11 protein-coding genes and 1 riboswitch are annotated in these 11,574 nt (G+C 64.4%); of the genes, 8 read left to right on the forward strand and 3 right to left on the reverse strand.

What is annotated here, in order from left to right; all coding sequences use genetic code 11:
- Window positions 1–2: 2 nt before the first annotated feature.
- From cobW to CK219_RS00560, 3 genes are all read right to left on the reverse strand, one after another.
- Window positions 3–1,040 (reverse strand): cobalamin biosynthesis protein CobW, encoded by a 1,038-nt coding sequence (gene cobW / locus CK219_RS00550; protein WP_095764856.1) that lies wholly within the window; start codon window positions 1,038–1,040, stop codon window positions 3–5.
- A 2-nt stretch (window positions 1,041–1,042) separates the two neighbouring features.
- Window positions 1,043–1,468 carry a DUF1636 family protein gene (locus CK219_RS00555; protein ID WP_095765536.1) on the reverse strand — a complete coding sequence of 142 codons (426 nt, stop codon included), beginning with the start codon at window positions 1,466–1,468 and terminating at the stop codon, window positions 1,043–1,045.
- 39 nt (window positions 1,469–1,507) lie between these two features.
- Window positions 1,508–1,711: riboswitch (cobalamin riboswitch) on the reverse strand.
- 30 nt (window positions 1,712–1,741) lie between these two features.
- Window positions 1,742–2,941, reverse strand: a complete 1,200-nt coding sequence (locus CK219_RS00560; protein ID WP_095764857.1) for a winged helix-turn-helix domain-containing protein — start codon at window positions 2,939–2,941, stop codon at window positions 1,742–1,744.
- A gap of 334 nt (window positions 2,942–3,275) precedes the next feature.
- Between CK219_RS00560 and CK219_RS00565 the strand changes: the two genes are divergently transcribed.
- From CK219_RS00565 to nuoG, 8 genes are all read left to right on the forward strand, one after another.
- Entirely contained in the window at window positions 3,276–3,641 is a 366-nt protein-coding gene (locus CK219_RS00565; RefSeq protein ID WP_042643187.1) for an NADH-quinone oxidoreductase subunit A, read from the forward strand.
- The gene (locus CK219_RS00570) at window positions 3,632–4,213 is read left to right on the forward strand and encodes an NADH-quinone oxidoreductase subunit B (protein WP_095764858.1); all 582 of its coding nucleotides are present in this window, start codon (window positions 3,632–3,634) and stop codon (window positions 4,211–4,213) included. Before CK219_RS00565 ends, CK219_RS00570 begins: the two co-directional genes overlap by 10 nt.
- A 4-nt stretch (window positions 4,214–4,217) precedes the next feature.
- Window positions 4,218–4,820 carry an NADH-quinone oxidoreductase subunit C gene (locus tag CK219_RS00575; RefSeq protein WP_095764859.1) on the forward strand — a complete coding sequence of 201 codons (603 nt, stop codon included), beginning with the start codon at window positions 4,218–4,220 and terminating at the stop codon, window positions 4,818–4,820.
- 8 nt (window positions 4,821–4,828) lie between these two features.
- On the forward strand, window positions 4,829–6,019 hold the full coding sequence (locus CK219_RS00580; protein WP_095764860.1) for an NADH-quinone oxidoreductase subunit D: 1,191 nt from the start codon (window positions 4,829–4,831) through the stop codon (window positions 6,017–6,019).
- Entirely contained in the window at window positions 6,020–7,342 is a 1,323-nt protein-coding gene (locus CK219_RS00585) for an NADH-quinone oxidoreductase subunit E (RefSeq protein WP_095764861.1), read from the forward strand.
- A 10-nt stretch (window positions 7,343–7,352) separates the two neighbouring features.
- Window positions 7,353–8,657, forward strand: a complete 1,305-nt coding sequence (gene nuoF, locus CK219_RS00590; RefSeq protein WP_095764862.1) for an NADH-quinone oxidoreductase subunit NuoF — start codon at window positions 7,353–7,355, stop codon at window positions 8,655–8,657.
- Between the two features lie 75 nt (window positions 8,658–8,732).
- Complete coding sequence (locus CK219_RS00595) at window positions 8,733–9,416, forward strand: NADH-ubiquinone dehydrogenase (RefSeq protein ID WP_095764863.1); 684 nt, start codon at window positions 8,733–8,735, stop codon at window positions 9,414–9,416.
- A 74-nt stretch (window positions 9,417–9,490) separates the two neighbouring features.
- Window positions 9,491–11,572: an NADH-quinone oxidoreductase subunit NuoG gene (gene nuoG, locus CK219_RS00600; protein WP_095764864.1), complete on the forward strand. Its 2,082-nt coding sequence runs from the start codon at window positions 9,491–9,493 to the stop codon at window positions 11,570–11,572.
- Window positions 11,573–11,574 lie beyond the last annotated feature (2 nt).

Consider the following 11,574-nt stretch of genomic DNA (forward strand, 5'->3'; position numbering starts at 1 on the left):
CCTCAGCCGGCGAGGATACGCTCGATCGCCGGGCGGTTCAGCCCCTTGAGGCCGATGACGACGAGCCTCGAGCGGCGATCGTCCTCGGCCGTCCATGCGCGGTCGTAATAGTGGTTGACGCGCGGGCCGACGGCCTGCAGCAGGAGCCGCATCGGCTTGCCGCCGACCTCGACGAAACCTTTGACGCGCAGCACGTTTTCCTGCTCGGCGGCAAGGGCGACGCGCTTGGCCAGTTCGTCGGGATTGGCGATCGAGGGGATATCGATGACGAAGGAATCGAAATCGTCGTGCTCGTGGTCGAGCTCGTCGTCGTGATGGGTCTTGCGGTTCTCGATGTCGTCCTCCACCGCAAGGCCAAGGCCGAGCAGCACGGCCGAATCGACCTTGCCCTGTGCTGTCGGCACGACCTTGACCGCGCGCGCGACATGCTCGCCGATGACGGCGTTGGCGCGGGCGGAGCCTGCCGCATCCATCAGGTCGCTTTTCGACAGGATGATCAGGTCGGCGCAGGCGATCTGGTCCTCGAACACCTCTTCGACCGGATCGTCATGGTCGAGGGAATCGTCCGCCGCACGCTGCGCCTGCAGGGCATCTACATCGGAAGCGACGCGGCCGTCGGCGAGCGCCGGGCCGTCGACCACGGCGATGACGCCATCGACCGTGACGCGGCTCTTCACGCTCGGCCACTGGAACGCCTGCACCAGCGGCTTCGGCAGAGCGAGGCCCGAGGTTTCGATCAGGATGTGATCGACCTTGGGGTTGAGCGACAGGATCTGGTCGAGCGCCGGCACGAAATCGTCGGCGACGGTGCAGCAGATGCAGCCATTGGCGAGCTCTACGATGTTTTCCTCCGGGCAGGTGTCGACGCCGCAGCCCTTCAGGATCTCGCCATCGATGCCGACATCGCCGAACTCGTTGACGATGATCGCCAGTCGCTTGCCCTTGGCGTTTTCGAGCAGGTTGCGGATCAGCGTCGTCTTGCCGGCGCCGAGGAAGCCGGTGACGACGGTGCAGGGCACGCGGGAAACGGATGCGTTCATGGTCAGTCCTTCAGCATGTCGAGAGGAGGGATGCGGGCAACCAGGCCGCGCTTGAGGGAATCGGGCCGGCCGCGCCAGGGGATGAGACCATCGGTCGAGGTGGCGAAGAGCTTTGCGCCGGCGACGAGATCGGCGCCGCTGGTCGTGTTCAGATCGCCGAAGACGTAGCTCCAGCAGCCGTCGCGCAGCAGCGCGGCGCTTAGCCGGCGCTTGCAGTTGCCGAGGCATTCGACGGTACGGATGTCGATCTTTTCGCCGCAAGCAGCCCGACACGTGTCTTCGGCAAGCAGCGCGCCGGCGCGCGGATGCGCATCCGACCCGGTCTCGTCGCGGCAGGATGAGCAGACGATGACGGTGACGCCAGCCAAAGCATCGGGCTCGGACGGAATGTCCGCACTGTTTGCCGGGAAACTGCCGTTGCGATCCAAAACCATGCTCCTTGCCCGGAAAACCCGCCGGGCATTCGGATACTTAAAGTCTCAGACGGCAGGTCTCCTGGCTCGCGGGTCGTCACCCTGAATGCCGCCTTCCCGGGAACATCCCAGTGGTTTTCGGCAGAGGCTCGTCGCTTACAGTTGCGGGGACAGCCGCGGATTTGGGTGTTGGCCCGCACCGCATTCCCTCTTGGCTCCTCCCTTTGCCGGGAGAAGACCGTCTGGGTCAGGATTTAGGCTTACGGCTAGGTCCCTGTCAACGCGCAGCTACGACACCGCGATGTCGGCCAGCGCCGGTCCGAGGTCGCCGGCCGGCGTCACTTCGATCGCCTCCAGGCCGAGCCAGGCCTGCATCTGCTTCAACTCGTCGAAGAGCTGGGCGGCCGTTTCGGGTGGGGCGCCGGCCTCGGCGTAGGCGGCGTGGACGCGCAAGATGCTGGCCGGGCGGTCAGCTTTCAGATCGACGCGGGCGACGATCCGATCGCCGAGCAGGAAGGGCAGCACGTAGTAGCCATATTGGCGTTTCTCGGCCGGCGTGTAGATCTCGATGCGGTAGCGGAAATCGAAGAGTTTCTCCGTCCTGGTGCGTTCGAAGACGACGGGATCGAAGGGGGCGAGCAGGGCGCGCGCTTCTATCCGGCGCGGGAAACGGGCGTCCTTGTGGAGATAGGCGGTCTTGTCCCAACCTTCGACCTTCACCGGCAGCAATTCGCCGGCTTCGACCAGGTCCTCGATACGATCCTTCGTGTCGCCCGGCGCGAGACGAAAATAGTCGCGAAGGTCGCCATAGGTGGCGATGCCATGGGCGCGGGCGGAAATGCGCAGCAATTCGCGATGCGCGTCCTCGACCGAGGGTACGGGCAGGTCGAGGACCGCCTGCGGCAAAACGCGCTCGGGCAGGTCGTAATAGCGTTCGAAGCCGCGGCGGTAGGCGGTGGTGATGCGCCCGGCCCAGAACAGCCATTCGAAAGCGTGCTTGGCCTCGCTCCAGCCCCACCAGCCGCCATTGCCCTTGTGGCCTTCGATGTCGGACGCGGCGATCGGACCGCGATCGGCGACCTCTCTATATATCTCGTCGATCATTTCCTTGCGTTCACGGCCCCATTTCGCCAGGCCGAGATACATCTCGTCGCCCTGCTCGGCGCGCTGCATGCGCCAGCGCATCAAAGGATAGGTCTCGACGGGCAGGAACGATGCCTCATGCGCCCAGTATTCGAAAACGGCGCGCTTGCGGGTGACCGCGGCATTGTCGAGCAGCGTAAGCGGGTAGGGGCCGAGGCGCGAATAGAGCGGCATGTAATGCGCGCGCACCACCGCGCTCACGGAATCGATCTGCAGAAGGCCGGTTCGCGAAAGTACCCGCGCAAGGTGGCGGCGATCCGGAACACCACTGGGCCTAGGGTCGTTGAACCCTTGCGCGCCGAGCGCGACGCGCCTCGCCATGGCCAGCGAAATCTTGTCCTTCATCAGGTGTCCTTGCCCCGATCGTCCGTTGGATTTTTAGCCGGTGATTCCTGTCATGCTAGCAGGCAAATGGCGGTAGATATGTCAGGAGAGAAAACTGGAGTAAAAACTGAAGGAAATCAAACAGGAGCGGATCGGACCAGTTTCTTCCGATAAGGCGTCCAGAGCCGCGATTTGAACAACGTTTGACTTGCGTCACCGAAACCGCTGCGCTAACCCTCGCCGCGTTGCAGCATGGGCCCCTTAAAACGGTTCAGCGGTTAATCTGTCACGCTTCCGCATTAGAGTTCGTTGCTGTAATCAAAATGAACTGCCCCCGCCGAAGGAAAGTCGCCGCATGAGCGCACTCCTAAGTTCGTACCTGCCTATCGTGCTGTTCATCGCCGTGGCGATGATCGTCGGTCTGGCGCTCATCATCGCTCCGTTCCTTGTGGCCTACCGCAATCCCGACCCGGAAAAGCTTTCCGCCTATGAATGCGGGTTCAACTCGTTCGACGACGCCCGCATGAAGTTCGACATCCGCTTCTACCTGGTGTCGATCCTGTTCATCATCTTCGATCTCGAGGTCGCCTTCCTGTTCCCGTGGGCGGTGTCCTTCTCGAAGCTTGGCATGCTCGGCTTCTGGTCGATGATGGTGTTCCTGGCGGTGTTGACCATCGGCTTTGCCTATGAATGGAAAAAAGGAGCGCTGGAATGGGATTGAACGACAGTTCAGGCGCCCTCGTCGCGCCGAAGCCCAAGGGCATCATCGACCCCAACACCGGCAGGCCGGTGGGGGAGGACGATCCCTTCTTCCTCGAAATCAACAATGAGCTGGCCGACAAGGGTTTTCTCGTCACCTCGACCGAGGCGCTGATCACCTGGGCGCGCAGCGGCTCGCTGATGTTCATGACCTTCGGCCTCGCCTGCTGCGCGGTCGAGATGATCCACACCTCGATGCCGCGCTATGACTCGGAGCGTTTCGGCGTCGCCCCGCGCGCGTCGCCGCGCCAGTCCGACATTATGATCGTCGCCGGCACGCTGACCAACAAGATGGCGCCGGCGCTGCGCAAGGTCTACGACCAGATGCCGGAGCCGCGCTACGTCATCTCGATGGGCTCCTGCGCCAATGGCGGCGGCTACTACCACTATTCCTATTCGGTGGTGCGCGGCTGCGACCGCGTCGTGCCGGTCGACATTTATGTGCCCGGCTGCCCGCCGAGCGCGGAGGCGCTGCTCTACGGCATTCTCCTTCTGCAGAAGAAGATCCGCCGCACCGGCACGATCGAACGGTGAGCCGATGACCCTGGCGTTGAACGAACTCTCCACCTATCTCGGCGAGAAGCTCTCCGGCCGCATTGGCGAAGCCGTGCTTGCCTATGGTGAGCTGACGGTTTCGGTTGAACCGGGCAACCTGATCGAGGTCGCGACCTTCCTGCGCGACGATCCGCGCTGCCAGTTCATCTCGATCATCGATGTCTGCGGAGCGGACTACCCGTCGCGCGCCAGGCGCTTCGATGTCGTCTATCACCTCCTGTCGCCGAAGCAGAATGTGCGCATCCGGCTCAAGGTCCAGGCCGACGAGGAGACGCTGGTGCCGTCGCTGACCGGCGTCTATCCGGGTGCCGACTGGTTCGAGCGCGAGACCTACGACCTTTACGGTGTGCTGTTCTCGGGCCATCCGGACCTGCGCCGCATTCTCACCGACTATGGTTTCGAGGGGCATCCGCTGCGCAAGGATTTCCCGCTGACCGGTTTCGTCGAGGTTCGCTACGACGACGAGGCCAAGCGGGTCATCTACGAGCCGGTGGAATTGAAGCAGGAATTCAGAAATTTCGACTTCTTGAGCCCGTGGGAAGGAACGGATTACGTGCTTCCCGGGGATGAGAAGGCGAAACAGTAGGGCGACCCATGGCTGAAACCTCCGTCCGCAACTTCAACATCAACTTCGGCCCGCAGCATCCTGCGGCGCATGGCGTTTTGCGCCTGGTGCTGGAGCTGGACGGCGAGGTGGTCGACCGCGTCGATCCGCATATCGGTCTGCTGCATCGCGGCACCGAGAAGCTGATCGAGGCCAAGACCTATCTGCAGGCCGTGCCTTATCTCGACCGGCTCGATTATTGCGCGCCGATGAACCAGGAGCATGCATTTGCGCTCGCGGCCGAGCGCCTGCTCGGCATCGAGGTGCCGAAGCGCGGTCAGCTGATCCGCGTGCTCTATTCCGAGATGGGCCGCATCATGTCGCACATCTTGAATGTGACGACGCAGGCCATGGACGTCGGCGCGCTGACGCCGCCGCTGTGGGGCTTCGTCGAGCGCGAAAAGCTGATGGTGTTCTATGAGCGCGCTAGCGGTTCGCGCATGCATGCGGCCTATTTCCGGCCGGGCGGCGTGCACCAGGACCTGCCGCAGAAGCTCGTCGAGGACATCGGCAAGTGGATCGACCCGTTCCTGAAGTCGATCGACGATCTCGACGCGCTCTTGACCGGTAACCGCATCTTCAAGCAGCGCAATGTCGATATCGGCACGGTGTCGCTGGCCGACGCCTGGGCGTGGGGCTTTTCTGGCGTGATGGTGCGCGGCTCGGGCGCCGCCTGGGACCTGCGCAAATCGCAGCCCTATGAATGCTATTCCGAGATGGATTTCGACATCCCGATCGGCAAGAACGGCGACTGCTACGACCGTTACCTTGTGCGCATGGAAGAGATGCGCCAGTCGGCGAAGATCATGCGCCAGTGCGTCGATCTGCTGCTCGGCAAGGAAAGCGCCGGCCCCGTGTCGAACCTCGACGGCAAGGTCGTGCCGCCGAAGCGCGCCGCGATGAAGCGCTCGATGGAAGCGCTAATCCATCACTTCAAGCTCTATACCGAGGGCTACCGCGTGCCGGCCGGCGAGGTCTATGCGGCCGTCGAGGCACCGAAGGGCGAATTTGGCGTCTACCTGGTCTCCGACGGCACCAACAAGCCCTATCGCTGCAAGCTGCGCGCGCCCGGTTTCGCGCATCTGCAAGCCATGGATTTCCTGTGCCGCGGCCACATGCTGGCCGACGTCACCGCCGTGCTTGGCTCCCTCGACATCGTGTTTGGTGAGGTCGATCGCTAAATGTCAGTCCGCCGTCTTGCAGAAGCCAGCCTCCAGCCTGCCACCTTCGCCTTCAACGAGGCGAACGCGGCGGCCGCCCAGCAGTGGATCGCCAAATACCCGAAGGGGCGCGAGCAGTCGGCGATCATCCCGTTGCTGATGATCGCGCAGGAGCAGGAAGGCTGGGTCACCAAGGCGGCGATCGAGACGATCTCCGACATGCTCGGCATGCCGCGCATCCGTGGCCTCGAAGTCGCGACCTTCTACACGCAGTACCAGCTCAATCCGGTCGGCACGCGCGCGCATATCCAGGTCTGCGGCACCACGCCCTGCATGCTGCGCGGCTCGGAAGCGCTGATGGATGTGTGCCGTTCGAAAATCCATCACGACCAGTTCCATACCAACGACAAGGGCACGCTGTCGTGGGAGGAGGTCGAATGCCTCGGCGCCTGCGTCAACGCACCGATGGTCATGATCTTCAAGGACACTTTCGAGGACCTGACGCCTGAGCGGCTGGCTGAGATCATCGATCTCTACGACGCCGGCAAGGGCGCCGAGGTGAAGCCTGGTCCGCAGAACGGCCGCCACGGGTCCGAGCCGGCGACCGGGCTGACGACGCTGACCAGCGAAAAGGCGATCCTGAAGTCGACGCGCGACAAGGAAGCCAGGGCGGCGGCGAAAGCCGCCAAGGAAGCTCTCGCATCGGCGCCGCCTGCAGCTTCCGCTGCAGCCCCGGCACCCGCTGCGCCGGCAAGCTCGGCGCCAGCTCCGGCCGCCTCTGGCCCGGTTGGACCGTCAAAATCCAGCAAGCCGAAGACCCATGCGGCTGAAACCAGCCCGGCGCTCAACACGCCGTCGCCGGTCAAGGTCGCCCCGGCCACTGAGAACGGCGCCAGCGTCAGGGCGCCGCGCCACTCGGCCGCCAACGCCAACCAGGCCGCTCCGGAAGTCGAGGCGGTTTCAAAGCCGCGCAGCGGGCCGAAGACCAAGGCCGAGCCGGCCACCGCTTTCAAGGCGCCGGAAACCAAGCAGCCTGTCGCCAAGACGACGAAGCCTTCGCTCGACGACAAGAACCGGCCGAACGGCATCGAGCGCCCGGCAACGGTCGACGATCTCAAGCTGATCTCGGGCGTCGGCCCGAAGATCGAAGGCACCCTGCATTCGCTGGGCATCTACACCTTCGCGCAGGTCGCCGCCTGGAAGAAGGCCGAGCGCGAATGGGTCGACGGCTATCTCAATTTCCGCGGCCGCATCGAGCGCGACGACTGGGTGAAGCAGGCCAAGGCGCTCGCCAAGGGCGGCGTCGCCGAATACATCCGCGTCTTCGGCAAGAAGCCGGTCTGAGGGACGACAAATGCTTCAGGACAAAGACCGCATCTTCACCAACATCTACGGCCTGTTCGACAAGTCGCTGGCCGGCGCGCAGTCGCGCGGCATCTGGGACGATACGCCAGGCCTCGTCGCCAAAGGCCGCGACTGGATCATCAACGAGATGAAGGCGTCGGGCCTGCGCGGGCGCGGCGGCGCCGGCTTCCCGACCGGATTGAAATGGTCGTTCATGCCCAAGCAGAGCGACGGACGGCCGAGCTATCTCGTCATCAATGCCGACGAATCCGAGCCGGGCACCTGCAAGGACCGCGATATCCTGCGCAACGATCCGCACACGCTGGTCGAAGGCGCGCTGGTCGCCGGCTTCGCGATGGGCGCGATCGCCGCCTACATCTATGTGCGCGGCGAGTTCATCCGCGAGCGTGAGGCGCTGCAGCGCGCCATCGACGAGGCTTACGCGGCCAAGCTGATCGGCAAGAACAACACATCCGGCTACGACTTCGACATCTACATGCATCATGGCGCCGGCGCCTATATCTGCGGCGAGGAGACGGCGCTGCTCGAAAGCCTGGAAGGCAAGAAGGGCCAGCCGCGGCTGAAGCCGCCATTCCCGGCCAATGTCGGCCTCTATGGCTGCCCGACCACCGTCAACAACGTCGAATCGATCGCGGTGGCGCCGACCATTCTGCGCCGGGGCGCCGCCTGGTTCTCGTCCTTCGGTCGCCCGAACAATGCCGGCACCAAGCTGTTCTGCGTGTCCGGCCACGTCAACAATCCGTGCACTTTCGAAGAAGCGATGTCGATCCCGTTCCGCGAGCTGATCGAGACGCATTGCGGCGGCATCCGCGGCGGCTGGGACAATCTGCTCGCGGTCATTCCGGGCGGCGCTTCAGTGCCGCTGGTGCCGGCCGAGCAGATCATCGATGCGCCGATGGATTTCGACGCGCTGCGCGACCTGAAATCCGGGCTCGGCACGGCGGCCGTCATCGTCATGGACAAGTCGACGGATATCGTGAAGGCGATCGCCAGGCTGTCCTACTTCTACAAGCATGAGAGCTGCGGCCAGTGCACGCCGTGCCGCGAAGGCACCGGCTGGATGTGGCGGGTGATGGAGCGGCTGGTGCGCGGCGAGGCGCAGAAGCGCGAGATCGACATGCTGCTCGACGTCACCAAGCAGGTCGAGGGCCACACGATTTGCGCGCTGGGCGACGCGGCTGCCTGGCCGATCCAGGGCCTGATGCGGCATTTTCGCGGCGAGGTGGAACGCCGCATCGACGAGTTTTCGCGCAACGCGCACCGGGTCGAGCCGGTGATGGTGGCGGCGGAATAAGACTACGAAATACGGGCTTGGCCCGAAGACTGAAAAACTGGGGCGGGCATACGAAGAAACGACCAGGAGATCTCTATGGCGCCGTATTCGATACCCTATCCGTTCGTGCCTGATTTGGACCAACTCGAGAAGATGAACCAGGACCTGACCAAGATGATGCCGAAGGAGATGGCCAGCGCCGTCAACCTTCTGGCGCATCCAGTCGCGGGTGCCGCCGCGATGTCGGCGCTCAGCATCGGTCTGGCCAACCACGCCGTCGGCATGTGGATGGGCGCGTTCACCGGCGCGCTGGAGGCTTCGCAGCGCATGTTCCAGCCTTTCCTCGACGATCTCGAGGCGCAGCACGAAGCGGCCGCCAACGCCTCCAAGGCGCGCAAGGCGACCGAGACGTTGATCGCCAGGGCTCAGACCTTCGCCCAGGATGTGACCGATATAGCGGCGAACGCGACCGAGAAGGCGCTCGACGCGACCGGGGCCGATATTGTCGCCCAACCGGCCGCAACGGGGCTGATGCCCGAGGATTTCAGGCAGCCTAAGGCCGTCGATAAGCCGGCGAAGCCGTCGGACCTGAAGGCGATTTCGGGTATCGGACCGAAGCTGGAAAAGGTGCTCAACGGTCTCGGCATCTGGACCTATGGCCAGATCGCCGCCTGGACGTCGGAAGAGATCGCCTGGGTGGAAGATTACCTGTCGCTCGCCGGCCGCATCGGCCGCGACAACTGGACTGCCCAGGCCGCGGCGCTCGCCGCGAAGAAGTGAATTGAAATGCCGGGCGCGGCTTCGTTCGCGCCCGGAAGGATAGATTGCGGGACATCCGCAGAGGTTTGAGGCGAATGGCAAAGCTAAAGGTCGACGGGAAAGAGATCACGGTACCCGACCATTACACGCTGCTGCAGGCGGCCGAGGACGCCGGCGCGGAAGTGCCGCGCTTCTGCTTCCACGAGCGGCTGTCGATCGCCGGCAATTGCCGCATGTGCCTTATCGAGGTGAAGGGCGGTCCGCCCAAGCCGCAGGCCTCCTGTGCCATGGGCGTGCGCGACCTGCGTCCCGGCCCGAACGGCGAGCCGCCGGAAATCTTCACCAACACGCCGATGGTCAAGAAGGCCCGCGAAGGCGTGATGGAATTCCTGTTGATCAATCATCCGCTCGATTGCCCGATCTGCGACCAGGGCGGCGAATGCGACCTGCAGGACCAGGCGATGGCCTTCGGCGTCGATTCCTCGCGCTATCATGAGAACAAGCGCGCGGTCGAGGACAAGTATATAGGCCCGCTGGTCAAGACGGTGATGAACCGCTGCATCCATTGCACGCGCTGCGTCCGCTTCACCACCGAGGTCGCTGGCATTTCCGAGCTCGGCCTGATCGGCCGCGGCGAGGATGCCGAGATCACCACCTACCTCGAACAGGCGATGACGTCGGAGCTGCAGGGCAACGTCATCGATCTGTGCCCGGTCGGCGCACTGACCTCGAAGCCGTTCGCCTTCCAGGCGCGGCCGTGGGAACTGACCAAGACGGAATCGATCGACGTCATGGACGCAGTCGGCTCGGCGATCCGCGTCGACAGCCGCGGTCGCGAGGTGATGCGCATCCTGCCGCGCGTCAACGAGGCGGTGAACGAGGAGTGGATCTCCGACAAGACCCGCTTCATCTGGGACGGCCTGCGCACGCAGCGCCTAGACCGCCCTTACGTGCGCAAGAATGGCAGGCTCGTTTCGGCAAGCTGGGGGGAAGCCTTCGCCGCGATCAAGGACGAGGTTGCAAAGACCGCGCCCGAGCGGATCGGCGCCATCGCCGGCGATCTCGCCGCGGTCGAGGAAATCTACGCGCTGAAGCTGCTGATGGCCGCGCTCGGCTCGAAGAACATCGACTGCCGCCAGGATGGCGCAGCGCTCGATCCGTCGCTCGGCCGCGCCAGCTATATCTTCAACCCGACCATCGAAGGCATCGAGCAGGCCGATACGGTGCTGATCATCGGCGCCAATCCGCGCTTCGAGGCCTCGGTGCTCAACGCTCGCATCCGCAAGCGCTGGCGCGTCGGCAATCTGCCGGTCGGCGTCATCGGCGAGATCGGCGACACACGCTACGACTATGAGCTGATCGGCGCCGGCCCGGAATCGCTCAAGGACCTTGCCGACGGCAACGGCAGGTTCTTCGAGGTGCTGAGCAAGGCCACGCATCCGCTGATCATCGTGGGCCAGGGCGCGCTGGCGCGCACCGACGGCGCAGCGGTGCTCGGCCAGGCAGCCAGGCTCGCGGCCGCCGTCAACGCGGTCACGGCCGAGTGGAACGGCTTTGCGGTGCTGCACAACGCAGCGGCAAGAGTCGGCGGCCTCGATGTCGGCTTCGTGCCGGGCGAGGGCGGCAAGAACGTCGCCGGCATACTGGGCGAGACCGATGTGCTCTTCCTGCTCGGCGCCGACGAGATCGACATGGCCAAGACCGGCGGCGCATTCGTCGTCTATATCGGCACGCATGGCGATGCCGGCGCGCACCGCGCCAATGTCATCCTGCCGGCCGCGGCCTACACCGAGAAGTCGGGCACCTATGTCAACACGGAAGGCCGCGTGCAGCAGACCAACCGCGCCGGCTTCGCCCCTGGCGAGGCGCGCGAGGACTGGGCGATCCTGCGGGCGCTCTCCGACGTGCTCGGCAAGAAGCTGCCCTTCGATTCGCTAGCGCAGCTGCGTGCCAAGCTCTATGGCGAATTCCCGCATCTCGCTCGCATCGATCAGGTGCAGGCGGGCAGCGGCGACGACATCGCCAAGGTGGCGAAGCTTGGCGGCCGGCTTAACAAGGGAACCTTCACCTCGCCGGTGAAGGACTTTTATCTGACCAACCCGATCGCGCGGGCGTCGGCCGTGATGGCCGAATGCTCGGCGCTGGCCAAGAGCGGCTTCAAGCAGGCGGCGGAATAAGC

This window comes from Mesorhizobium sp. WSM4313, assembly GCF_002294725.1.
Lineage (GTDB): Bacteria > Pseudomonadota > Alphaproteobacteria > Rhizobiales > Rhizobiaceae > Mesorhizobium.

Coding starts and splice junctions, on each gene's coding strand:
- cobW (WP_095764856.1), bottom strand. CDS start 1,040: ATGAACGCATCCGTTTCCCGCGTGCCCTGCACCGTCGTCACCGGCTTC.
- CK219_RS00560 (WP_095764857.1), bottom strand. CDS start 2,941: ATGAAGGACAAGATTTCGCTGGCCATGGCGAGGCGCGTCGCGCTCGGC.
- CK219_RS00565 (WP_042643187.1), top strand. CDS start 3,276: ATGAGCGCACTCCTAAGTTCGTACCTGCCTATCGTGCTGTTCATCGCC.
- CK219_RS00570 (WP_095764858.1), top strand. CDS start 3,632: ATGGGATTGAACGACAGTTCAGGCGCCCTCGTCGCGCCGAAGCCCAAG.
- CK219_RS00575 (WP_095764859.1), top strand. CDS start 4,218: ATGACCCTGGCGTTGAACGAACTCTCCACCTATCTCGGCGAGAAGCTC.
- CK219_RS00580 (WP_095764860.1), top strand. CDS start 4,829: ATGGCTGAAACCTCCGTCCGCAACTTCAACATCAACTTCGGCCCGCAG.
- CK219_RS00585 (WP_095764861.1), top strand. CDS start 6,020: ATGTCAGTCCGCCGTCTTGCAGAAGCCAGCCTCCAGCCTGCCACCTTC.
- nuoF (WP_095764862.1), top strand. CDS start 7,353: ATGCTTCAGGACAAAGACCGCATCTTCACCAACATCTACGGCCTGTTC.
- CK219_RS00595 (WP_095764863.1), top strand. CDS start 8,733: ATGGCGCCGTATTCGATACCCTATCCGTTCGTGCCTGATTTGGACCAA.
- nuoG (WP_095764864.1), top strand. CDS start 9,491: ATGGCAAAGCTAAAGGTCGACGGGAAAGAGATCACGGTACCCGACCAT.